We start from the raw sequence: 24,759 nt of genomic DNA, 5'->3' as shown, positions 1-24,759 counted from the left end.
ATACCTCTCCGGGGAGTGTGGGGATTGGCCCCAGCTTAGCGTGCGGCGCCCGCCGCCGGCTCGGCTGATGGCGGATCCGAGGCCTGCCACAGCCGCCGGTAGTAGTCGATGCGCGCCGGGTCGGGTCGCACCCCGTAGGCGGCGAAAAACTCCGCCTCCCACCCGCGGCCTGGGTAGTTCCAGCCCAGCGAGAGCGTCGCCACCGCCAGGTCGGCCCACCGGTCGGCGACGCCGAGGTCGCCGAGGTCGACATGCCCGCAACACCGGCCGTCATCGCCGATCAGCGTGTTGGGCGCGCACGCGTCGCCGTGGCAGACCACCAGCCGCTCGATCGGCGGCGGCTCACCCAGGCGGGCCCGGGCGGGTGCTGACAGCCGGGCCACCCGGCCGGCCACCGACCAGTCGAACGGGCAGGACCGCACCGGCAGCCGGTCGTGCAGCGCCCGCAGCCCCGCACCGATCGCGCGCACCGCCACCTCCGGTGCCGCCAGCCAGCGCGGATGTACCGCGGACAGGCCCGGCAGCGCGGCGGTGTGCAGCCACGCGCAGTCCGCGTCGAGCCCGCAACCCAGCACCCGCGGCACGGAGACGAAGGGGGCCGCCCAGCGCAGGCGCTCGGCCTCGGCGGTGAAGTCGCTGCCGTCCGCCACCTTGATGAACTCCCGTTCGGGACCGCCAGCACCCAGCCGAAACGTCACCCCGCCCAGTTCGTTGGTCCACACCGCGCGCACCGGCCGACCGCCGGCCACCCGGTCAACCACCGGGGGCACCGGCGGCGGCGACGACGGGAACGTCACGGTTTCTCGTTTCACTACTGCAGGCGGCTCACAGTCAGGCGCACTAGGCTGACAAGCTGTGGAACCGGTTTACGGGACTGTCATTCAGCTTGCACGCTTTATCTGGCGTGTGCAGGGGCTGAAGATCACCGTCACTGGTGTCGAGAATCTCCCGGCCAGCGGCGGCGCCGTCATCGCGATCAACCATACCGGCTACCTCGACTTCACCTTCGCGGGTCTGCCCGCCTACCAGCAGGGTCTCGGTCGCAAGGTCCGGTTTATGGCCAAACAAGAGGTCTTCGACGACAAGATCACCGGTCCGATCATGCGCAGCCTGCATCACATCCCGGTTGATCGGCAGGACGGGGCCGCGTCGTACGAGGCCGCCGTTCGCAACCTCAAGGACGGGGAGCTGGTCGGGGTGTATCCGGAGGCGACCATCAGCCGCAGCTTCGAAATCAAGGAATGCAAGAGCGGGGCCGCCCGGATGGCGGTGGAGGCCGGGGTGCCGATCGTTCCACACATCGTGTGGGGCGCGCAGCGGATCTGGACCAAGGGCCACCCGAAGAAGTTGCTGCGGCCCAAGGTGCCGATCACGGTCCTCGTCGGCGAGCCGATCGAACCGACGCTGGGGGTGGGGGAGCTCAAAGGTCTGCTCCGCTCGCGGATGCAGCATCTGCTGGAACGGGCGCAGGAGCAGTACGGCCCGCACCCAGCCGGAGAGTTCTGGGTGCCGCACCGGCTGGGCGGCGGGGCGCCGTCGCTGGCCGAGGCCGCCCGGATGGACGCCGAGGAGGCCGCCGCCCGCGCGGCCCGCCGCGCCGAAGCCCCTGGGGCGCCGGAGTAGCAGCCGATGGTGGAACCGACCTTCCGGACGTGCGAGATCCTCGCCCAGCTGGCGCTCGTGGCCACCGGTACCCGGGTCACCTACCGCGGCGAGGAGAACATCCCCGGGCGCGGCGGCGCGGTGATCACCATCAACCACACCAGTTACGTCGACTGGCTCCCGGCGGCGCTGGCTGTGCACCGCCGGGGCCGCCGGCTGCGGTTCATGATCAAGGCCGAGATGCAGCAGGTGAAGGTGGTCAACTTCCTGATCAAGCGCACCCGCACCATTCCGGTGGACCGCAACGCCGGCGCGGGCGCCTATGCGGTAGCCGTGCAGCGGCTCCGCGAGGGCGAGCTGGTCGGCGTCTATCCGGAGGCCACCATCAGCCGCAGCTTCGAGCTCAAGGAATTCAAGACGGGGGCCGCGCGCATGGCCACCGAAGCCGGCGTCCCGATCGTCCCGGTGATTGTCTGGGGTGCCCAGCGGATCTGGACCAAGGACCATCCGCGAAAGCTCGGGCGCCACAAGGTGCCGATCACGGTCCAGGTCGGCGCGCCGGTGCGGGCCGCCGAGGATCTGGTGGGTACCGACCGCGTGCTGCGCGAATCGATGACAGCGCTGCTTTACCAGGCGCAGGACCGCTACCCGCACCCGCCGGGGGCGTACTGGGTGCCGCGGCGGCTGGGGGGCGGTGCACCGACGTTGGCCGAGGCGGCGCAGATCGAGGCCGATGAGGCGGCGGCGAAGGCCGCCGCTCGCGTGCCTCGTCAGTCGTAGGCCGGGCAGAAGGGGAAGGATGAAGACATGGCAGAGGCGTTCTACCGGTTCGGCGAGTTGGTCGTCCCGCCGGTTGTGGCCATGCAGGGAACCAAGTTCACCTACCACGGCCTGGAGAACATCCCCGCCCGCGGCGGTGCGTTGCTGGCCCAGAACCACACCAGCTACCTGGACTGGCTGCCGACGATCCTGGCCGCCCGGGAACGGGGCCGGCGGATGTACTTCATGATCAAGGCCGAGATGGCCGAGGTGAAGGCGGTCAACTACGTCATCAAGCACGCCCGGCTGATCCCGGTGGACCGCCGCAACGGGCATGACGCGCTGGCGGTGGGTGTGCAGCGGATGCGCGAGGGAGAGCTCATCGGGATGCACCCGGAGGCCACCATCAGCCGCAGCTTCGAACTTCGGGAATTCAAGACCGGCGCGGCGCGGATGGCGCTGGAGGCGCAGGTGCCGATCGTGCCGATCATCGTCTGGGGTGCGCACCGGATCTGGCCGAAGGATCACCCGAAGAAGGTGTTCCGCAACAAGGTCCCGATCACGGTGGCCGCCGGCCGGCCGCTGCTGCCCCAGGGCGACCCGGAGCGTCTCAACGCCGCGCTGCGCAACGCCATGCGGGCAATGCTCTACCGGGTGCAGGAGGAGTACCCGCACCCGGAGGGCGAGCACTGGGTGCCGCGCCGGCTGGGCGGTAGTGCACCCACCCAGGAGGACTCTCGGGCGATCCGGTTGGCCGAGTTGCAGGAACGCATCCAGAAGTACGGCACCGACGGCGTGACGCGGCCGGGCGAGAACCAGAGCGGCCTGCACTGATCATCGACAGCACAACGAAGGCGGATCGCCGGCGAGTGACGGCTCAGTGACCAATTCCAGAATCCCGGCGCTCGTCGCCTGCGACGTCGACGGCACCCTGTTCGACGAGGACGAAACCATCACTCCGCGCACTCGCGCCGCCGTGCGGGCCGCCGTCGAGGCCGGCGCGCAGTTCGTCGTGGCGACCGGCCGCCCGCCCCGCTGGATACGTCCCGTGGTGGAAGAGCTCGGCTTCACCCCGATCGCGGTGTGTGCCAACGGTGCCGTCATCTACGACCCCGCGACCGACCGGGTGGTGTCGGCGCGCACCCTACCCGTCGACACCCTGGGCGAACTGGCCGAGATCGCGTCCCGCGTCATCCCGGGTGCGGGGCTGGCCGTCGAGCGCATCGGCGAGCGCGCCCACGACACGGCGACTCCGCAGTTCGTCAGTTCGCCGGGCTACGAGCACGCGTGGCTGAACCCGGACAACACCGAGGTGTCGATCGCCGATCTGCTCAGCGCGCCGGCGATCAAGCTGCTGATCCGCAAGGCCGGTGCCCGCAGCGCGGACATGGCCGCCGAGTTGGCCAAACACGTTGGCATGGAAGGCGATATCACGTATTCCACCAACAACGGTCTGGTGGAGGTCGTGCCGCTGGGCATCAGCAAGGCCACCGGCGTCGAGGAGGTCGCCAAGCCGCTGGGGATCTCCAGCGGCGAGGTGGTGGCCTTCGGCGACATGCCCAACGACATGCCGATGCTGTTGTGGGCTGGCCTGGGCGTGGCGATGGGCAATGCTCACCCCGACGTCCTCGCCGCCGCCGACGAGGTGACTGCGCCCAACAGCGACGACGGGGTGGCGCGGGTGCTGGAACGTTGGTGGGGCCGCAACTAGGCGGCGGCCGGGTGCGTCGGTAGCGAGAAGTGTTCGGGCGGCACCGTCGGCCCGGTCTGCGACTCCGTCGATAGCGGCGTCGTGATCCCGTCGACGACCTCGCTGACGTCGCCGGTGAGCCGGTTGTAGTTCAGCGTCCCGTGCTGGAAGTTCTGGGTGATCTGCAACGGCTCTTGGATTTCGGCGCTGGTCGGCAGCCCGAGCGGCCCGCGTTCGTAGCTCTGCGACGCCCACGCGTCGTAGATCGCGCCGGTGACCGGCTGCGGCCCCGTCAACGGTGACCAGTACATGGCGCCCTTGGCGAAGGTGGCGTAGCGGCCGTCGCCCTCGGTGCTGTCTTCGGGCGAAGTCGGGGACCCCAGAACACTGTTCATGCCGCCCATCGCCTCCCAGTGCTCGTAGATCGCCCCGCCCTTGAGCGCGTTGATCAACTCCTCGGGCGGGTCGTTGACATGGGATGCGATGTCCCGTACTTCGTCCATCAACGCGTAGGCGGCGTTGCCCGGACAGTCGGTGTTGCCGACGTCGCGGTGGGTGAAGATGGTGGGCAGCGTCGCGACGGCGCCGGCCGGGAACGTCGTGTAGTGGCTGCCCGCAGACTCCAATGCGACCGTGCCCTTGGGATCGACGCCGTCCATGCCGAGGCGCCAGCCCAGCAGCCGGCCCAGCATGCGCAGCTGGATCGGGGTCGGCGGGACGTCGTCGAAGTTGCCGATCATCGCCACGCCCCAGGTGTTGTGGTTGAATCCGCCGGTGTGGAAGCCCTCGACCGGCTTGGTGAGGCCGCCCGCACTGCCCTCGAAGACCTGGCCGTACTTGTCGACCAGGGCGTTGTAGGCGATGTCGCACCAGCCCAGCGTCTTGCTGTGGTAGGTGTAGATCGCCTTGACGATGCCCGCGGATTCCAGCGGGGAATAGTCATTGCTGCCCGCGGTGTGGTGGACGACGGCGGCGCGAATCCCGTTGTCGTACTGCGGGGTACCGCAGCGTAGCGACTCGTCGGCGCCCCATTCGGCTCGGCTGATGATCGCCGGCGGCTGGCCGGGCATCAATACTCCCGACGGCGGCGTCCAGTGCGTTTCGACCGGGGCTTGCGGCGGGGAGATGAGGACCGCGGAGATGTTCTGTCCGAAGGGCTGTTCCCGGGAGGCCGGTTTGTAGCCCAAACCGGCGCTCTCCGCGGGCGAGCGCTGCACGTCGGGCGTCGGGGCGGCGTCGAGAGGGCGGGTGATCGCGATCTGCACGGTCGTGGTGGTGCCGACGAACACCGGATCGGTGCTGCGTGGCCCCTCGGTCGGCCCGGTCGCGGTCGCGGTCAGCGGCTGGCCGCCCGAGCGGGCGTCGGGTGCGGCGGTCTCGTACTCGGTCTGATACCACGGGCCCCAGGAGCCGTCCGAGTGTTTGGCGCGGACCCGGGTGGAGGTGCCGGCCAGGTCGCCGGTGACCGCGACCAACGAGAACGGAGTGTTCTGGCTGATCTCGCGGACCGTGACACCGGCCCCCAGCCCGACCAGCGGCTGCTCGGCGAGCTGGGTGCCGCTGTTCGCCGCCGGGTGGCGGGCCTCGCGGTCGCGGGTCAGATTCGCCACCGCCGAGACCAGCACGACGGTCGCCGCGATCGCGGTCAGCAACATCGTCGGTGCACGGGAACGGGACGACACCAGCTGATGTTACGTGTGTTTCTTATGGTGCATATGAGGTGACACGTTATTTCCGTGACAAATGTCGTCGGAAAATGTTCGACGGCACCGCAGAGAACGAGACTCTGCGGTGCCGTCTGGTGACGGGACCCCCGAAGCTTTAGACGGGAGGCAGGGCGGGCGGCAGCGCCGCCGCCGCGCCCGGGAGGGCGCCAGCCGCGCCCGGCAGAGCGCCGGCGGCACCGGGCAGGGCACCGGCGGCACCTGGCAGGGCCGCGCCGTTGCGCGCCTGCGTGATCGCCGGCATCACCAGGCCCTTGAGCAGGTCGATGGCCTGCCCGGCGCCCAGCTGGTTGGCGGCCTGCATCACGTCGTTGACGAGCCCGCCGCTGCCGCTGCCAGAACCGCCACCGGTACCGATCGGCGAGCCGCCGCCCAGCGTCGACGGGTCACCCAGGATCGGGTAGGTGCCGTCGGCGCCCGGATCGGCGCTGATGGGCACCTCGCTGGGCGCGAACCCAGTGCCGCCGGGGTTGAGGCCGGCCGGGCTGGTCAGGCCCGGGTTGGACAGCGCCGGGTTGAGCCCGGCACCCGGCACCGTCGGCATCGCGTTGGGCGAAGTGAGGCCGGGAGTCACGGGCGTGCCCGGCGTACCGGGCAGACCCGGGTTGGACAGGGCCGGGCTGGTCAGCCCCGGCGTGCCCAGCCCCGGGCTGGTGAGCCCAGGGGTGCCCAGCGCCGGGGTGGTGCCCAGGCCGGGACTCGTGAGCCCAGGACTGGTCAGGCCCGGGCTGGTCAGCCCAGGACTGGTCAGGCCCGGGCTGGTCAGCCCGGTGCCCCCGGTGGCGCCGCTCAGGGCGGGCACGGGCGGGAGGTTGATCCCGAACTGCGACAGGCCCTGCGAAAGCGCGCCCATCAGTTCGTTGGGCAGGTCGGTCATGACCGCGGCCTGCTTGAACTCGTGGTGCTCGGGCGCCTTGGGGGCCGATGTCGATTCGTAAACCAGGAAGTAAGCGCAAGGACTAGCCACTGCCAGGGCGGCAACCGCGCTCATGGCTGTGGAGAGCTTGCGACGGCGTCGGTTCGGCACGGAAGTCTCCTCAATATGTGTGTTTGTCCGTGTGCCCCACCGGTCCGTTCCGGTGAGGTCCACTGAGTCGATGGTACGAGTGAGGAAGCTGTTACTAGAGTGGCGATATTGAATCGTGAGGCAATTGCGACCCTGCGCGTTACGTGGGATTCGAACTGCCGCAAACGAACCTTCACGTGCCCGAACCGCGAGCCCGCAGCCTCGCCAAATGGGGGCCGCCCGCGCCGTCGGATACCCTAAGCAACCGATGACCGATCGCTTTGACCTACTCGTCGTCGGCTCTGGATTCTTCGGCTTGACCATCGCCGAACGCGTGGCCACCCAACTCGGAAAGCGCGCGCTCGTCGTGGAGCGCCGCCCGCACCTCGGTGGCAACGCCTATTCGGAAGCCGAGCCGCAGACCGGGATCGAGGTCCACAAGTACGGCGCCCACCTGTTCCACACCTCGAACAAGCGGGTGTGGGACTACGTGCGCCAGTTCACCGACTTCACCGACTACCGGCACCGCGTGTTCGCGATGCACAACGGGCAGGCCTACCAGTTCCCCATGGGCCTGGGCCTGGTGTCGCAGTTCTTCGGCCGGTACTTCACGCCCGACGAGGCGCGCCAGCTCATCGCCGAGCAGGCCGCAGAGATCGACACGGCGGACGCGCAGAACCTCGAGGAGAAAGCCATCTCGCTGATCGGCCGCCCCCTCTACGAGGCGTTCGTCAAGGGCTACACCGCCAAGCAGTGGCAGACCGATCCCAAGGAGCTGCCGGCGGCCAACATCACCCGGCTGCCGGTGCGCTACACCTTCGACAACCGGTACTTCAGCGACACCTACGAGGGTCTGCCGCTGCACGGCTACACCGCGTGGCTGGAAAACATGGCCGCCGACGACCGCATCGAGGTCCGCACTGACACCGACTGGTTCGAGGTCCGCGACCAGCTGCGCGCGGCCAGCCCCGACGCCCCGGTCGTCTACACCGGTCCGATCGATCGCTACTTCGACTACGCCGAGGGCCGGCTCGGCTGGCGCACACTGGACTTCGAAACCGAAGTGCTGCCCATCGGAGATTTCCAGGGCACGCCGGTGATGAACTATAACGATCCCGACGTGCCGTACACCCGTATCCACGAGTTCCGCCATTTCCACACCGAGCGCGACTACCCGACCGACAAGACGGTGATCATGCGGGAGTACTCCCGGTTCGCCGAGGACGACGACGAGCCCTACTATCCGATCAACACCGAAGCAGACCGTGCCCTGTTGGCGGCCTACCGAGCGCGGGCGAAGTCCGAGACGGCTTCTTCGAAGGTGCTTTTCGGTGGGCGGCTGGGGACCTACCAATACCTGGATATGCACATGGCCATTGCGAGCGCGCTGAACATGTACGACAACACCCTGGTTCCACACCTGCGCGACGGCGTCGCTCTGGTCGAGCAGGGGACTTCCCGATGACCCGCGCCAACGACGACGCCGAGCGCAGCGACGAGGAGGAGTGGCACCGATGGTTGCCGTGAGCCTGCTGTCCCGAATCATCCTGCCGCGGCCGGGCGAGCCGCTCGACGTGCGCAAGCTGTACCTGCAGGAGTCGACGACCAACGCCCGGCGTGCCCACGCGACCAGCCGCACCTCGCTGGAGATCGGCAAAGAGTCCGAGGTGTCGTTCGCGACCTACTTCAACGCCTTCCCGGCGAGCTACTGGCGACGCTGGTCCATCTGCAAGTCGGTGGTGCTGCGGGTCGAGCTGACCGGAACGGGGCGCGTCGACCTGTACCGGACCAAGGCCACCGGGGTGCGGATCTCGGTCGAGGGCCGCCAATTCGTCGGCACCGACGAGCAGCCGGCCGTCGTCGAGATCGAGGTGCCGCTCAAGTCGTTCGAGGACGGCGGCTGGATCTGGTTCGACGTCACCACCGACACCGCGGTCGGCCTGGTCAGCGGCGGCTGGTATGCCACCGAGCCCGCGCCGGGCACGGCCAACATCGCCGTCGGCATCCCGACGTTCAACCGCCCCGCCGACTGCGTCAACGCGCTGTTCGACCTCACCGCGGATCCGTTGGTGGACAAGGTAATCGGTGCTGTCATCGTGCCGGACCAGGGCACCCGCAAGGTGCGCGATCATCCGGACTTCGCGGCGGCGGCCGCGGGCCTGGGCAACCGGCTGTCGATCCACGATCAGCCCAACCTCGGCGGCTCCGGCGGCTACAGCCGGGTGATGTACGAGGCGCTGAAAAACACCGACTGCCAACAGATCCTGTTCATGGACGACGACATCCGCATCGAGCCGGACTCGATCCTGCGGGTGCTGGCGATGAACCGCTTCGCCAAGACCCCGATGCTCGTCGGCGGCCAGATGCTCAACCTGCAGGAGCCCTCGCACCTGCACATCATGGGCGAGGTCGTCGACCAGTCGAACTTCATGTGGACCGCCGCGCCGCACGCCGAGTACGACCACGATTTCGCCGAATTCCCGTTGAGCGACAAGAACGATCGCAGCGCGCTGCTGCATCGGCGCATCGACGTCGACTTCAACGGCTGGTGGACGTGCATGATCCCGCGGCAGGTCGCCGAGGAGCTGGGCCAGCCGCTGCCGCTGTTCATCAAGTGGGACGACGCCGAATACGGCCTGCGCGCCGGCGAGCACGGCTACCCGACGGTGACGCTGCCCGGCGCGGCGATCTGGCACATGGCCTGGAGCGACAAGGACGACGCCATCGACTGGCAGGCCTACTTCCACCTGCGCAACCGGTTGGTGGTCGCGGCCACGCACTGGGACGGCGAGATCCGCGGCCTGGTTCGCAGCCACCTCAAGGCCACGCTGAAACACCTTGCCTGCCTTGAATATTCGACGGTCGCGATTCAGAACAGGGCCATCGATGACTTCCTTGCCGGGCCCGAGCACATCTTCTCGATCCTGGAGTCGGGGCTGCCGGAGGTGCACCAGCTGCGCAGGGACTACCCGGACGCCGTCGTCCTGCCGGCCGCCGCCGAGTTGCCGGCCCCCTCGTACCAGAGCAAGGCGATGAAGCCGCCGGTGAACCCCGTGTCCATCAGCTACCGGCTGGCCCGCGGGATCCTGCACAACCTCACCGCCCCCGACCCGGAGACCCACCAGCGCCCGGAGTTCAACGTGCCGACGCAGGACGCGCGGTGGTTCCGGCTGTGCACGGTCGACGGTGTCACCGTGACGACCGCCGACGGGTGCGGCGTGGTCTACCGGCAGCGCGACCGGCGCAAGATGTTCACGCTGCTGCTGGAATCGCTGCGCCGGCAGCGCCAGCTGCTGACCCGGTTCGGCGAGATGCGCCGGGTGTACCGGGACGCGCTGCCGGTGCTGTCCAGTAAGCAGAAGTGGGAGACGGTGCTCCCAACGGCCGCAGAGTCCCGGCATGCCTGAACCGGCGGCGCCGCGCGGCGAGGTGGCCGCGCTGATCGCCGTGCAGTCGGCGCTGGCCAGCCGCCCGGGCGTGCTGTCGACGGCGCGCGGACTGTCGCACTTCGGGGAGCACAGCGTCGGCTGGGTCATCGTCGAACTGCTCGGGGCGCTGCTGATGGAGCGCCGCCGCCACCAGTGGCTGCTGGCCGCGGCCGGCACCTTCGCTGCGCACGCTGCCGCGGTCGGGGTCAAGCGGGTGGTGCGACGCAAGCGCCCGCACGACCGGGCCGTGGCCGTCCACGTCGGCACGCCGAGTGCGCTGAGCTTCCCGTCCGCCCACGCCACGTCCACCACCGCGGCGGCGGTCCTGATGGGCCGCGCCATCGGGGTACCGCTGGCGCCGGTGCTGGTTCCGCCGATGGCGTTGTCGCGACTGGTGCTGGGGGTTCACTATCCCAGTGACGTCGTCTTCGGCGTGGCGCTCGGCGCCGGGGTCGCCCGCCTTGCACTCTGGCTCGATAGGAAGTCCAGATAGGTGTGACCGAAATGAGTGACGACGTGGCGACCGGGCAACCGCCGGCGAACTTGATCACCGGAGTGGTCAAGGCGATGAGGCCACGCCAATGGGTGAAGAACGTCCTGGTGCTCGCCGCGCCGCTGGCCGCCCTGGGCGGGCCGATCCGCTACGACTATTCCGCGATGCTGACTCAGGTCTCTGTGGCGTTTGTGGCGTTCAGCCTTGGTGCTTCGTCGATATACCTGGTCAACGACGTGCGCGACGTCGAGGCCGACCGCAACCATCCCACCAAGAGGTTCCGGCCGATCGCGGCGGGCGTGGTGCCGGAGTGGCTGGCCTACTGCCTGGCGGCGGTGCTAGGTGTCGCATCGCTGGCTATTGCCTGGTGGCTGACCCCGAACCTGGCGGTGGTGATGGCGGTCTACATCGCTATGCAGCTGGCCTACTGCTTCGGTCTCAAACATCAAGCGGTGCTGGACATCTGCATCGTATCGTCGGCGTATCTGATCCGGGCCATCGCCGGAGGCGTGGCCACCAACATCCCCTTATCCCAGTGGTTCTTGCTGACCGCGGCGTTTGGATCGCTATTCATGACGGCGGGCAAGCGGTACGCCGAGCTGCAGCTGGCCGAGCGTACCGGCGCCGCAATCCGCAAGTCGCTGGAGAGCTACACCAGCACCTACCTGCGCTTTGTATGGACGATGTCGGCCACCGCGGTGGTGCTGTGCTACGGGCTGTGGGCCTTCGAACGCGACCGCCATTCGGGATCCTGGTTTGCCGTGTCGATGGTCCCGTTCACCATTGCGATACTGCGTTATGCGGTCGACGTCGACGGCGGTATGGCCGGCGAGCCGGAAGACATCGCATTGCGTGACCGGGTTTTGCAGCTGCTAGCGCTGGCGTGGATCGCGACCATTGGTGCGGCCATTGCCTTCGGCTAGCCTTGGTCTGGAGGCCATCAAGTGCGAGATGCTGCGCCGCCGGCCGATGGTCCGGCGGCCCGGCCGGCCGTTCCCCTACGACCGGGTGGTGCGGATCACCCTGGGGATCAGCGTGGCGTTGGTCGTCGTGCTGTTCGGTTGGGGCGCCTGGCAACGCCGGTGGATCGCCGACGACGGACTGATCGTGTTGCGCACGGTGCGAAACCTGTTGGCGGGCAACGGTCCGGTCTTCAATCAGGGCGAGCGGGTCGAGGCCAACACCTCCACGGCGTGGACCTACCTGATGTATCTCGGCAGCTGGATCGGCGGGCCGTTGCGCCTCGAGTACGTGGCGCTGGTGCTGGCGCTGGTGCTGTCGCTGCTGGGGGTGGCGCTGCTGATGCTGGGCGCCGGCCGCCTGTACGCGCCCAGCCTGCGCGGGCGCAAGGCGATCATGTTGCCCGCCGGGGCGCTGGTGTACATCGCCCTGCCCCCGGCGCGCGACTTCGCCACGTCGGGGCTGGAGAGCGGGTTGACGCTGGCCTATCTGGGGTTGTTGTGGTGGCTGATGGTCCGTTGGTCGCAGCCGCTGCGCAACCGTCCGGACAACGACGTGTTCACCGGCGCGCTGGCCTTCGTCGCGGGGGTTTCCGTGCTGGTCCGGCCGGAGTTGGCGGTGATGGGCGGGCTGGCGCTGATCATGATGCTGATCGCGGCCCGGACCTTGCGCCGCCGCGCGCTGATCGTGGCGGCGGGGGGCTTCCTGCCGGTCGCTTACCAGATCTTCCGGATGGGCTACTACGGACTGCTCGTTCCCGGCACCGCCCTGGCCAAGGATGCCGCGGGGGACAAATGGTCGCAGGGCATGGTGTATCTCGCGAATTTCAACGCGCCCTACGCGTTGTGGGCCCCGGTGGTGCTGTTGGTGCCGCTGGGATTGCTGGTGATGGCAACGCGCCGGCGGCCGTCTTTCCTGCGCCCGGCCGAGGCACCCAACTACGGGCGGTTCGCCCGCGCGGTGCAGAGCCCGCCGGGGGCGGTGGCCTTCGTCCTGGTCAGCGGGCTGCTGCAGGCGCTGTACTGGACCCGCCAGGGCGGCGACTTCATGCACGCCCGGGTGTTGCTGGCGCCGGTGTTCTGTTTGCTGGCTCCGGTGGCGGTGATCCCGGTGGTGTTGCCCGACGTCAAGGATTTCCAGCGCGAGTCGGGTGCTCTGCTGTCTGCGGCCGCCGGCGTGCTCTGGTTGGGGATCGCGGGCTGGTCGCTGTGGGCGGCGAACTCGCCGGGGATGGGCGACGACGCCACCCACGTCAGCTACTCCGGGATCGTCGACGAGCGGCGCTTCTACTCACAGGCCACCGGCCACGCCCACCCGCTGACCGCCGCCGACTACCTCGATTACCCCCGGATGGCCGCGGTCCTGACCGCGCTGGACAACACCCCGGAGGGGGCCCTGCTGTTGCCGTCGGGCAACTACACGCAGTGGGACCTGGTGCCGATGGCGCAGCCCGCCCCGGGCGGCCCACCCCAAAAGCCGCAGCATGCAGTGTTTTTCACCAATCTGGGGATGCTGGGCATGAATGTCGGTCTCGACGTGCGGGTGATCGACCAGATCGGTTTGGCCAATCCGCTCGCCCAACACACCGAACGCCTCCAGCACGGCCGCATCGGGCATGACAAGAATTTGTTCCCGGACTGGGTGATTGCCGACGGTCCCTGGGTGAAGGTCTATCCAGGTGTACCAGGCTATTTGGACGTCAATTGGATCGCCCAGGCGGTGGCGGCGCTGCAATGTCCGGAGACCAAGGCGATGCTGTCCTCGGTACGTGCCCCGATGACGATCCACCGGTTCGTCTCAAACTTCTTGCACTCCTTCGAATTCACCGGCTATCGCATCGACCGCGTGCCGCTCTACGATCTCGTTCGGTGCGGGCTGCCGGTACCCGAACCGAGTCCGCCGCCTCCGCGTGAGTGAGGTTGCATGGGAAATTCTCCGGCGGATCGCTCACCGCGTTGCGGCGCCCGTGACCAAACATTGACAGAAACCTCACATTTCGGTGCCCATCAGTGCCGATGACACCCACGCACATGCGGAAACACGATTCTTCACACTGAGGTTTGAAATGAAACCCATTGGGTAGGAGAGCGGATTGGAGCTTTGCGCGGTCTCCTCGATGTGAGCGGACGACCGATCGTGTGGTTGACTACACGGGCGCTGCTGCACGGAGATCGCATGCAGTTTGACCTAAATCGACGACGCACTTTCTTGAAGGGTGCGCCGAAAGGATGAGGAAGCAAAGAATGACGCTTGTTGACAGGTTTCGCGGCGCCGTGGCACGCACGCCACGCCGACTCTTGGTTGGAGCCGTTGGCGCGGCTCTGCTTTCGGGTCTGATCGGCGTCGTGGGGGGCCCGGCGACCGCAGGGGCGTTCTCGCGCCCGGGTCTGCCGGTCGAGTACCTGCAGGTCCCGTCGGCCGCCATGGGTCGCGACATCAAGATCCAGTTCCAGAGCGGCGGCCCCAACGCGCCCGCCCTGTACCTGCTCGACGGCATGCGTGCCCAGGACGACTTCAACGGCTGGGACATCAACACCCCCGCCTTCGAGTGGTACAACCAGTCGGGCATCGCGGTCGTCATGCCCGTCGGTGGGCAGTCCAGCTTCTATTCGGACTGGTACAAGCCCGCCTGCGGCAAGGCCGGCTGCACCACCTACAAGTGGGAAACCTTCCTGACCAGCGAGCTGCCGCAGTACCTGTCGGCCAACAAGCAGGTCAAGCCGACCGGCGGCGCGGCGGTCGGTCTGTCGATGGCCGGCTCGTCGGCGCTGATCCTGGCCGCCTACCACCCCGACCAGTTCCCCTACTCCGGCTCGCTGTCGGCGCTGCTGGACCCGTCGCAGGGCATGGGTCCGTCGCTAATCGGCCTGGCCATGGGTGACGCCGGCGGCTACAAGGCCGCCGACATGTGGGGCCCCAAGGAGGACCCGGCCTGGCAGCGTAACGACCCGTCGCTGCAGGTGGCCAGGCTGGTCTCCAACAACACCCGCATCTGGGTGTACTGCGGTAACGGCAAGCCGTCCGACCTCGGTGGGGACAACCTGCCCGCCAAGTTCCTCGAGGGCTTCGTGCGGACTTCCAACCTGAAGTTCCAGCAGGCCTACAACGCGGCCGGTGGCCATAACGCGGTGTGGAACTTCGACGCCAACGGCACGCACGACTGGCCTTACTGGGGCTCGCAGCTGCAGGCGATGAAGCCTGACCTGCAGTCGGCGCTGGGCGCCACGCCGGGCGCCGGGCCCGCCACCGCCGCCGCTGCCGCTCCGGCGGCCCAGGGCACCTAAGCCCGCGGCGAAAGCATGACCGCCACCGGCGGCGATCCCTCAGGGTCGCCGCCGGTGGCGGTTGGGGGCCCGAGTGTGGCCTATTTCACTACCCTGCGGATCTGCCCCGTGGCGGCGCTGGTTACTGTTCTTCCAGCGATCAGACCATGGAGGTGGACATGAGGGGTGTGCGGAGTCTGTCGACGCTGGTGCGGGTGCTCTGCGTTGCCGTGCTGTCTGTCGGGGTGGGCGGTGTCGCGCTCGGCGCGGGAACCGCCGGCAAGGCCAGGGCGGCGGGGTACGAGACGCTGATGGTGCCCTCGGGCGCCATGGGACGCTCGATCCCGGTGGCGTTTCTGGGCGGCGGGCCGCATGCCGTGTATCTGCTGGACGCCTTCAACGCGGCGCCGGACGTGAGCAACTGGGTCACCGCCGGCAACGCGATGAGCACCCTGGGCGGCAAGGGCATCTCGGTGGTGGCCCCGGCCGGCGGCGCCTGGAGCATGTACACCAACTGGGAACAGGACGGCAGCAAACAGTGGGACACCTTCTTGTCCAGCGAGCTGCCCGACTGGCTGGCCGCCAACAAGGGCCTGGCACCCGGCGGGCACGCCGCGGTCGGCGCCTCCCAGGGCGGCTACGGTGCGTTCGCGCTGGCCGCCTTCCATCCCGACCGGTTCGGTTTCGCCGGCTCGCTGTCGGGCTTCCTGTACCCGTCGAGCACCAACTACAACGGCGCGATCCTGGCGGGTCTGCAGCAGTTCGCCGGCATCGACGGCAACGGCATGTGGGGCGCGCCGCAGCTGGGCCGCTGGAAGTGGCACGACCCCTACGTGCACGCGTCGCTGCTGGCGCAGAACAACACCCGGGTGTGGGTCTGGAGCCCGACCAACATGGGCGGTGACGACGCCGCGATGATCGGCCAGGCCGGCTCGGCGATGGGCAGCTCCCGGGAGTTCTATCAGCAGTACCGCAGCGTCGGCGGCCACAACGGCCACTTCGACTTCCCCGGCGGCGGCGACAACGGTTGGGGCTCGTGGTCGGGTCAGCTGGGCGCCATGTCCGGCGACATCGTCGGCGCCATCCGCTGACCCCGCGACACCGCTAGCAGGGCGGACGGCGCCATCCGCCGAGCCGGTACCGTGTAGTGAAGTGCAGCAGGGGGCATCACTCCGCGTGATCGAGCTGCGACCCACCGAACTCTGCTAGCAGGAGAATATGCCCACGCCACGAGCCAGCAAAGGCACCAGGACGGCGAAAGCCCGCAACAAGCGCCGCAGGGTGGTTGCTTGGGCCGCGGCCCTGTCCATGGCCGGTGTCGTGCTGCTGGTGATCGTGGCGGTGGTGACCATGTTGCGCAGCACCGAGGCGCCGCCCAGCGCGGTGCCGTCGAGCATCCTGCCGCCGTCGGCGTCGGCGACCCACCCGCACAAGCCGCGGCCCGCGTCGCAGGACGCGTCCTGCCCCGACGTGCAGATGATCGTCATCCCCGGCACCTGGGAGTCCGCACCGCAGGACGACCCGCTCAACCCCACCCAGTTCCCGAATGCGCTGCTGCACAAGGACACTCTGGCGATAGGCCAGCAGTTCCCGTCGTCACGCGTGCAGACCTACACGGTTCCCTACACCGCGCAGTTCAACAATCCGCTCGGCGGCGTCAAGCAGATGTCCTACAACGACAGCCGGGCCGAGGGCACCAGGGCCGCCGTCGCGGCGATGACGGACATGAATAACAAGTGCCCGCTGACCACCTATCTGCTACTGGGTTTTTCTCAGGGCGCGGTGATCGCGGGCGACATCGCCAGCGACGTCGGCAACGGGCGCGGTCCCGTCGACGACGACCTGGTGCTCGGTGTGACGTTGATCGCCGACGGTCGGCGGCAGGAGGGCGTGGGCAACGACATCGGCCCGAACCCGCCGGGCGAGGGCGCCGAGGTCACCCTGCACGAGGTTCCCGTCCTGGCCGGGCTCGGACTGACGATGACCGGCCCGCGCCCCGGCGGGTTCGGCGACCTCAACGCCAGGACCAACGAAATCTGCGCCCCGGGCGACCTGATCTGTGCAGCCCCGCAGGAAGCGTTCAGCCTGGTAAACCTGCCGAACACCCTGAATACGCTGGCGGGAGGCGCGGCGCAGCCGGTGCACGCGCTGTATGCCACGACCCAATGCTGGAGCTTGGACGGCGCCCCGGCGACCGACTGGGCGTTGAACTGGGCGCGGGGGCTGATCGAAAATGCACCGCATCCCAAACACGGGTGATCCGCCGCCACCAGCAAGGCGGCGGGACACAGGGGTCAGGAAGGCTGGAGCCGGGGAAATCAGCGGTACCTTGTGATTTGGTCTGCTGGGCACCGGCCCTTAACATTAAGAAAAAACTAAGAGCATAAGAGTTTGGTGGTTTGTCCCGATCGGGTGGAGGTTGCCCGGCCCGCACCCAGCGTGCCGGGCCGGACCGTGCGCGGGAAGACCGTCGGCGAAGCCGACACCAGCACGGTCGGCGTAGCCGACCGGCGAGCGTCGTAACAGGAGAGGGCTGCAATGGCGTACCACAACCCGTTCATCGTGAATGGAAAGATCAAGTTCCCGGACAACACGAACCTGGTCAAGCACGTTGAGAAGTGGGCGAAGGTGCGCGGCAGCAAGCTCGCCTATCGGTTCATCGACTACTCCACCGAACGCGACGGCGTGTACCGCGACATCGTCTGGTCGGACTTCAGCACCCGAAACCGCGCCGTGGGCGCCCGACTGCAGCAGGTCACCCAGCCCGGTGACCGCATCGCCATCCTGTGCCCGCAGAACCTTAACTACCTCATTGCGTTCTTTGGCGCGCTGTACGCCGGCCGCATCGCGGTGCCCTTGTTCGACCCTGCCGAGCCGGGCCACATCGGCCGCCTACATGCGGTGCTGGACGACTGCACACCGTCGACGATCCTGACCACCACCGAGTCCGCCGAGGGTGTCCGCAAGTTCATCCGGGCCCGCGCGGCCAAGGAACGGCCGCGCGTCGTCGCCGTAGACGCGGTGCCCGACGAGGTCGCCGCCACCTGGGTAGTGCCGGACGCCGACGAGAACACGATCGCGTACCTGCAGTACACGTCGGGCTCCACCCGGACCCCGACCGGCGTGCAGATCTCGCACCTGAACCTGCCCACCAACGTGCTGCAGGTGCTTGAAGCTCTGGAAGGCACCGACGGCGACCGCGGGCTGTCCTGGCTGCCGCTGTTCCATGACATGGGCCTGATCACGGCGCTGCTATCCCCGGTACTCGGCCACAGCTTCACCTTCATGACCCCGGCCGCGTTCGTCCGGCGGCCCGGCCGGTGGATTCGCGAACTGGCGCGCAAACCCGACGACACCGGCGGCGTCTTCTCGGCCGCGCCGAACTTCGCCTTCGAGCACGCCGCGGTGCGCGGCCTGCCGCGCGACGACGAGCCGCCCCTGGACCTGAGCAACGTCAAGGGGATCCTGAACGGCAGCGAGCCGGTCTCCCCGGCCTCGATGCGCAAGTTCTACGAGGCGTTCGCGCCCTACGGCCTGCCGGAGACGGCGATAAAGCCGTCTTACGGCCTGGCCGAGGCGACGCTCTTCGTGTCGACCACTCCGCCGCACGAGACGCCGACGGTCATCCACGTCGACCGCGACGAGCTGAACAACCAACGCTTCGTCGAGGTCGCCGCCGACTCGCCGAAGGCGGTCGCGCAGGTCTCCGCGGGCAAGATCGGCGTCGACGAGTGGGCCGTCATCGTCGACCCCGACACGGCCAGCGAGCTGCCCGACGGTCAGATCGGCGAGATCTGGCTGCACGGCAAGAACCTGGGCACCGGCTACTGGGGCAAGGAGGAAGAGACCAACCACGTCTTCCGCAACATCCTCAAGTCGCGCGTCAGAGGGTCGCATGCCGAAGGCGCCGCCGACGACGGGTTGTGGGTGCGCACCGGCGACTACGGCACCTACTTCAACGGTCACCTCTATATAGCCGGCCGCATCAAGGACCTGGTCATCATCGACGGCCGCAACCATTACCCGCAGGACCTCGAGTACTCGGCGCAGGAGGCCAGCAAGGCGCTGCGCACCGGGTACGTCGCGGCCTTCTCGGTCCCGGCCAACGAGCTGCCGAAGGAAGTGTTCGACAACCCGCACACGGGGCTGAAGTTCGACCCGGACGACACCTCCGAGCAGCTGGTGATCGTGGCTGAGCGCGCGGCCGGCTCGCACAAGCTCGACTACCAGCCCATCGCCGACGACATTCGGGCGGCCATCGCCGTCCGGCATGGGGTCACCGTGCGTGACCTGCTGCTGGTGCAGTCGGGGACGATTCCCCGCACCTCCAGCGGCAAGATCGGGCACCGCGCCTGCCGCACCGCCTACCTCGACGGCACCCTGCGCAGCGGCATCGGCTCCCCGACCGCTTTCGCCAACTCCACTGACTGAATTCAGGAACCATGTCTGACATCGAATTTGACCTGCCGGACGACTCCGAGAACGCGCCCGTCGGTGGACCGGACGGGGACGCGCCCGCCAAGAAGACCGAGATGACGGTCCCCGAGATGCGGCAATGGCTGCGCAACTGGGTGGGCCGCGCGGTCGGGCAGGCGCCCGACGCGATCGACGAGTCGGTCCCGATGGTGGAGCTGGGCCTGTCGTCGCGCGATGCCGTGGCGATGGCCGCCGACATCGAGGACATGACCGGTGTCACGCTGTCGGTCGCGGTGGCGTTCCAGCACCCCACCATCGAATCGCTGGCGACCCGCATCATCGAAGGTGAGCCGGAGCTGCCCGACGACGGCGTCGACGGCGCGGACTGGACGCGCCCCGGCCCCGTCGAGCGCGTCGACATCGCGATCGTCGGGTTGTCCACCCGGCTGCCCGGCGACATGAACAGCCCGGACGAGACGTGGCAGGCGCTGATGGAGGGCCGCGACGCGATCACCGACCTACCCGAGGGGCGTTGGTCGGAGTTCCTCGAAGAGCCCCGGCTGGCCGAGCGCATCGCGAAAGCCCGCACCCGCGGCGGCTACCTGAAGGACATCAAGGGCTTCGACTCGGAGTTCTTCGCGGTCGCCAAGACCGAGGCCGACAACATCGACCCGCAGCAGCGGATGGCGCTGGAGCTGACCTGGGAGGCGCTCGAACACGCCCGGATCCCGGCGTCCAGCCTGCGCGGCGAGGCGGTCGGCGTGTACGTCGGCTTCACCAACGCCGACTACGGCTTCCTGGCCATCTCGGACCCGACCCTCGCGCACCCCTACGCGATCACCGGTAACTCCCACGCGATCATCGCCAACCGGGTGTCGTACTTCTACGACTTCCGCGGCCCCTCGGTCGCCGTCGACACCGCCTGCTCGAGCTCGCTGGTGGCGACGCATCAGGCCGTGCAGGCACTGCGCAACGGTGAGTGTGACGTGGCCGTCGCCGGTGGTGTCAACGCGCTGATCACCCCTGCGGTGACCCTCGGTTTCGACGAGATCGGCGCGGTGCTGGCGCCCGACGGTCGGATCAAGTCCTTCTCCGCCGACGCCGACGGCTACACCCGCTCCGAGGGCGCCGGCATGGTGGTGCTCAAGCGGGTCGACGACGCCCGCCGCGACGGCGACCAGATTCTGGCCGTCATCGCCGGCAGTGCGATCAACCATGACGGCCGGTCCAATGGCCTGATCGCGCCGAACCAGGACGCGCAGGCCGAGGTGCTGCGCCGGGCCTACAAGGACGCCGGGATCGACCCGCGCAACGTCGACTACATCGAGGCGCACGGCACCGGCACCATCCTCGGTGACCCGATCGAGGCGGAGGCGCTGGGTCGGGTGGTCGGCCGGGGCCGCCCGGCCGATCGGCCGGCCCTGTTGGGCGCGATCAAGACCAACATCGGCCACCTGGAGTCGGCGGCCGGCATCGCCAGCATGGCCAAAGTGGTGCTGGCGCTGCAGTACAACAAGGTGCCGCCGTCGATCAACTTCGCCGGGCCCAGCCCGTACATCGACTTCGACGCGATGCACCTGAAATTCGTTGACACCGCGACGGATTGGCCCCGCTACGGCGGCTACGCCGTGGCGGGGGTGTCGAGCTTCGGCTTTGGCGGGGCCAACGCGCACCTGGTGCTGCGCGAGGTGTTGCCGCGCGACTACTACGAGCGCCCAACCGAGTCCGAGGCACGGGTCATCGCGCCGGGCGCCGCGGCCGCGGACCCCGCCGAGGCGCCCGCGGGTGAATCGCACTCGCTGCGGTTCGACGACTTCGGCAACATCATCACCGACGAGTTCGTGTTCGAAGAGGCCCAGCCCGACCTGCCGGGCATCACCGAAGAGGCGCTGGAGCTCAAGGCGGCCGCGCTGGAAGAGCTTGCGGCACAGGAGGAATCCGAGCCCACCACGCCGCTGATCCCGCTCGCGGTGTCGGCATTCCTGACGTCGCGCAAGAAGGCCGCCGCGGCCGAGCTGGCGGACTGGATGGAAAGCCCCGAGGGGCAGGCGTCTTCGCTGGAGTCGATCGGGCGGTCGCTGTCGCGGCGCAACCACGGCCGCTCCCGCGCGGTGGTGCTGGCGCACGACCACGAGGAGGCCATCAAGGGCCTGCGTGCGGTGGCCGAGGGCAAGCAGCGGCCGAACGTGTTCAGCGTCGACGGACCGGTGGCCAACGGCCCGGTGTGGGTGCTCGCCGGATTCGGTGCGCAACATCGCAAGATGGGCAAGAGCCTGTATCTGCGCAACCCGGTGTTCGCCGAGTGGATCGAAAAGGTCGACGCCCTGGTTCAGGACGAGCTGGGCTACTCGGTGCTCGAGCTGATCCTGGACGACTCGCAGGACTACGGCATCGAGACCACTCAGGTCACCATCTTCGCGATCCAGATCGCGCTGGGCGAGCTGCTCAAGCATCACGGCGCCAAGCCCGCCGCGGTAGTGGGTCAGTCGTTGGGCGAGGCCGCGTCGGCCTACTTCGCGGGGGGCCTGTCGCTGCGCGACGCCACTCGCGCGATCTGCTCCCGCTCGCACCTGATGGGCGAGGGCGAGGCGATGCTGTTCGGCGAATACATCCGGCTGATGGCGTTGGTGGAGTACTCCGCCGACGAGATCAAGACCGTGTTCGCCGACTTCCCCGACCTGGAGGTGTGCGTCTACGCCGCCCCGACCCAGACGGTCATCGGCGGCCCGCCCGAACAGGTCGACGCGATCATCGCCCGCTGCGAGGCGGAGGGAAAATTCGCCCGCAAGTTCCAGACCAAGGGTGCCAGCCACACCCAGCAGATGGATCCGCTGCTCGGCGAGCTCACCGCCGAACTGCAGGGCATCAAGCCGATGAGCCCCACCGCCGGCATCTTCTCGACGGTGCACGAGGGTAGTTACATCAAACCGGGCAGCGAGCCGATCCACGACGTGGAGTACTGGAAAAAGGGCCTGCGCCACAGCGTGTACTTCACCCACGGGATCCGCAACGCGGTCGACAGCGGGCATACGACGTTCGTGGAGCTCGCCCCCAATCCGGTGGCGCTGATGCAGGTGGGCCTGACCACCGCGGATGCCGGACTGCATGACGCCCAGCTGATCCCGACCCTGGCGCGCAAGCAGGACGAGGTCGAGTCGATCACGTCAACGCTGGCGCAGCTCTACGTGTTCGGCCACGACCTGGACATCCGGACCATGTTCAGCCGCGCCCACGGACCGCAAGACTATGCCCACATCCCGCCGACACGGTTCAAGCGCAGGGAACACTGGCTGGACGCCCACTTCTCCGGCGACAGTTCGATCCTGATGCCGGGCAACCACGTCGCGCTGCCGGACGGCCGGCATGTGTGGGAGTACGCGCCCCGGGAGAAGACCGACCTGGCCGCGCTGGTGCGGTCCGCCGCGACGACGGTGCTGCCCGACGCGCAGCTCACCGCCTCGGAGCAGCGGGCGGTGCCGGGCCTGGGCGCCCGGTTGGTGACGACGTTGACGCGGCACCCCGGCGGCGCGTCGGTTCAGGTGCATGCCCGCATCGATGACTCGTTCACGCTCGTCTATGACGCGCTGGTGGCCAAGGGCGGGTCCGCTTCGGTGCTGCCGGCCCCTTATGCCCAAGTCGGTGCCGGCACGGCGATCGCGGCCAAGACGCCTGATGCCGCCGGCGCGCCTGTCGCGGAAGCCCTGCCCGGCGACGACGACGCCGAAACGTTGTCGGACAGCCTGACCACCCGGTACATGCCGGCCGGCATGGACCGGTGGTCGCCGGATTCCGGCGAGACCATCGCCGAGCGGCTGGGCCTGATCGTGTCCGCGGCCATGGGCTACGAGCCCGAGGACCTGCCGTGGGAGGTTCCGCTGATCGAGTTGGGCCTGGACTCGTTGATGGCCGTGCGGATCAAGAACCGCGTGGAGTACGACTTCGACCTGCCGCCAATCCAGTTGACGGCCGTGCGCGACGCCAACCTGTACAACGTCGAGAAGCTGATCGAGTACGCGATCGAGCATCGCGACGAGGTCCAGGAGTTGGCCGAACACCAGCAGACGCAGACGGCCGACGAGATCGCGCGGGAGCAGGCCGCGCTGCTGTCCGGCGCGACGCCGGCCTCGGCGCCGGATCCGCAGGCGGAGCCCGGCATTCAGGCGGCCCCGCCGCCGGCCTCGGACTCCCCGATACCGCCGCCGCCGACCAACCCGGCCGGCCCGGCGGGCGCGCCGGTCAACGGCACACCGAATCCGGCGGCCAGTCAGAAAGGCGTGGCTCAGGCGCTGAGCCAGGAGGCGGTCGCCAAGGCGCTCAATTCCGACGTCCCGCCGCGTGACGCCGCCGAACGGGTCACCTTCGCGACCTGGGCGATCGTCACGGGCAAGTCCGCGGGTGGCATCTTCAACCCGCTGCCCAAGCTGGACGAGCAGACCGCCGCCAAGATGGCCCAGCGACTGTCCGAGCGTGCCGAGGGGCCGATCACCACCGAGGACGTGCTGACCTCGAAAACCATTGAGGAGCTGGGCGACAAGGTGCGCCAGTATCTCGAAGCCGGTGAGCTCGACGGGTTCGTCCGGACCATCAGGGCGCCGCAAAACGATTCGCAGATACCGGTTTTCGTGTTCCATGCCGCGGGCGGCTCGACGGTGGTGTACGAACCGCTGCTGAAGCGGTTGCCGCCGGACACGCCGATGTACGGCTTAGAACGCGTCGAGGGTACCGTGCAGGAGCGGGCCGCGCAGTACGTGCCCAAGCTGTTGGAGATCAACGGCGACAAGCCGTTCGTCCTGGCCGGGTGGTCGCTCGGCGGCGCGTTGGCCTACGCCTGCGCGATCGGGCTCAAGCAGCTGGGCGCGGAGGTGGCGTTCGTCGGCATGATCGACACCGTGCGGGCCGGCGAGGAGATCCCGCAAACCAAGGAAGAGACCCGCAAGCGCTGGGACCGCTACGCCCGGTTCGCGGAGCGAAACTTCAACGTCGAGATACCGGCCATCCCGTACGAGCAGCTCGAGGAACTCGACGACGAGGGGCAGGTGAAGTTCGTACTGGACATCGTCAAGCAGAGCGGCGTGCAGGTCCCGGGCGGCATCATCGAACACCAACGCACGTCCTACCTGGACAACCGGGCTTTGGAGACCGTACAGATCGAGCCGTACGACGGGCACGTCACCCTCTACATGGCCGATCGCTACCACAACGACGTCATCGAATTCGAGCCGCGCTACGCCACCCGGCAACCCGATGGCGGTTGGGGCGAGTTCGTCGCCGATCTCGAGATCGTGCCGATCGGCGGCGAGCACATCCAGGCCATCGACGAGCCCATTATCGCCAAGGTGGGTGCACACATGACTGAGGCGCTCAATAAGGTGGAGGCGGAGCGCAGTCGGACGAGCTCGAGACAAGGTAGGTAGGCAA

General features: G+C 68.5%; 17 protein-coding genes. 14 read left to right on the top strand and 3 right to left on the bottom strand.

The window, feature by feature from the left end; genetic code table 11:
- Nucleotides 1-35: 35 nt before the first annotated feature.
- Nucleotides 36-797 (bottom strand): phosphotransferase, encoded by a 762-nt coding sequence (locus MSG_RS24245; protein ID WP_096444790.1) that lies wholly within the window; start codon nucleotides 795-797, stop codon nucleotides 36-38.
- A 58-nt stretch (nucleotides 798-855) separates the two neighbouring features.
- On the opposite strand from MSG_RS24245, the gene MSG_RS24240 reads away from it, so the two are divergent.
- From MSG_RS24240 to MSG_RS24225, 4 genes are all read left to right on the top strand, one after another.
- Nucleotides 856-1,623, top strand: coding sequence for a lysophospholipid acyltransferase family protein (locus tag MSG_RS24240; protein WP_096443681.1), 768 nt, complete (start codon nucleotides 856-858; stop codon nucleotides 1,621-1,623).
- A 6-nt stretch (nucleotides 1,624-1,629) separates the two neighbouring features.
- Nucleotides 1,630-2,382, top strand: a complete 753-nt coding sequence (locus MSG_RS24235; RefSeq protein ID WP_096443679.1) for a lysophospholipid acyltransferase family protein — start codon at nucleotides 1,630-1,632, stop codon at nucleotides 2,380-2,382.
- 27 nt (nucleotides 2,383-2,409) lie between these two features.
- Nucleotides 2,410-3,195, top strand: a complete 786-nt coding sequence (locus MSG_RS24230; RefSeq protein ID WP_096443677.1) for a lysophospholipid acyltransferase family protein — start codon at nucleotides 2,410-2,412, stop codon at nucleotides 3,193-3,195.
- 61 nt (nucleotides 3,196-3,256) lie between these two features.
- Nucleotides 3,257-4,072, top strand: a complete 816-nt coding sequence (locus tag MSG_RS24225) for an HAD family hydrolase (RefSeq protein WP_096444789.1) — start codon at nucleotides 3,257-3,259, stop codon at nucleotides 4,070-4,072.
- Here MSG_RS24225 and MSG_RS24220 read toward each other — a convergent pair.
- Complete coding sequence (locus MSG_RS24220; protein WP_232011123.1) at nucleotides 4,069-5,733, bottom strand: LGFP repeat-containing protein; 1,665 nt, start codon at nucleotides 5,731-5,733, stop codon at nucleotides 4,069-4,071. The two genes, MSG_RS24225 and MSG_RS24220, sit on opposite strands and share 4 nt — an antisense overlap.
- Nucleotides 5,734-5,872: 139 nt before the next feature.
- Nucleotides 5,873-6,802, bottom strand: coding sequence for a PirG (locus tag MSG_RS24215; protein ID WP_181159192.1), 930 nt, complete (start codon nucleotides 6,800-6,802; stop codon nucleotides 5,873-5,875).
- Between the two features lie 247 nt (nucleotides 6,803-7,049).
- Between MSG_RS24215 and glf the strand changes: the two genes are divergently transcribed.
- The 10 genes from glf (at nucleotide 7,050) to pks13 (ending at nucleotide 24,755) form a co-directional block, all read left to right on the top strand.
- Entirely contained in the window at nucleotides 7,050-8,246 is a 1,197-nt protein-coding gene (gene glf, locus MSG_RS24210; protein ID WP_096443671.1) for a UDP-galactopyranose mutase, read from the top strand.
- A 49-nt stretch (nucleotides 8,247-8,295) separates the two neighbouring features.
- Nucleotides 8,296-10,188, top strand: a complete 1,893-nt coding sequence (locus MSG_RS24205) for a glycosyltransferase (protein ID WP_096443669.1) — start codon at nucleotides 8,296-8,298, stop codon at nucleotides 10,186-10,188.
- Nucleotides 10,181-10,702, top strand: a complete 522-nt coding sequence (locus MSG_RS24200) for a phosphatase PAP2 family protein (RefSeq protein ID WP_096443667.1) — start codon at nucleotides 10,181-10,183, stop codon at nucleotides 10,700-10,702. Before MSG_RS24205 ends, MSG_RS24200 begins: the two co-directional genes overlap by 8 nt.
- Before the next feature lie 11 nt (nucleotides 10,703-10,713).
- Nucleotides 10,714-11,625, top strand: a complete 912-nt coding sequence (locus tag MSG_RS24195) for a decaprenyl-phosphate phosphoribosyltransferase (RefSeq protein WP_096444788.1) — start codon at nucleotides 10,714-10,716, stop codon at nucleotides 11,623-11,625.
- Nucleotides 11,612-13,579, top strand: coding sequence for a terminal beta-(1->2)-arabinofuranosyltransferase (gene aftB / locus MSG_RS24190; protein WP_269458609.1), 1,968 nt, complete (start codon nucleotides 11,612-11,614; stop codon nucleotides 13,577-13,579). The genes MSG_RS24195 and aftB overlap by 14 nt, the downstream gene beginning before the upstream one ends.
- 326 nt (nucleotides 13,580-13,905) lie before the next feature.
- Complete coding sequence (locus MSG_RS24185) at nucleotides 13,906-14,946, top strand: esterase family protein (RefSeq protein WP_096443663.1); 1,041 nt, start codon at nucleotides 13,906-13,908, stop codon at nucleotides 14,944-14,946.
- Nucleotides 14,947-15,104: 158 nt separating this feature from the next.
- Nucleotides 15,105-16,016 carry an esterase family protein gene (locus MSG_RS24180; protein ID WP_373421165.1) on the top strand — a complete coding sequence of 304 codons (912 nt, stop codon included), beginning with the start codon at nucleotides 15,105-15,107 and terminating at the stop codon, nucleotides 16,014-16,016.
- Between the two features lie 127 nt (nucleotides 16,017-16,143).
- On the top strand, nucleotides 16,144-17,184 hold the full coding sequence (culp6, locus tag MSG_RS24175; protein WP_096443661.1) for a carboxylesterase Culp6: 1,041 nt from the start codon (nucleotides 16,144-16,146) through the stop codon (nucleotides 17,182-17,184).
- 279 nt (nucleotides 17,185-17,463) lie between these two features.
- Complete coding sequence (fadD32, locus tag MSG_RS24170; RefSeq protein WP_096443659.1) at nucleotides 17,464-19,356, top strand: long-chain-fatty-acid--AMP ligase FadD32; 1,893 nt, start codon at nucleotides 17,464-17,466, stop codon at nucleotides 19,354-19,356.
- Between the two features lie 101 nt (nucleotides 19,357-19,457).
- A complete protein-coding gene (gene pks13, locus MSG_RS24165; RefSeq protein WP_232011335.1) occupies nucleotides 19,458-24,755 on the top strand; it encodes a polyketide synthase Pks13 in 5,298 nt (1,765 codons plus the stop codon).
- Nucleotides 24,756-24,759: the final 4 nt, after the last annotated feature.

The sequence above is a fragment of the Mycobacterium shigaense genome, from assembly GCF_002356315.1.
Classification (GTDB): Bacteria; Actinomycetota; Actinomycetes; order Mycobacteriales; family Mycobacteriaceae; genus Mycobacterium; species Mycobacterium shigaense.
Note: the sequence above shows the minus strand (reverse complement) of the source record. Positions and strands in the feature narration are given on the sequence as shown.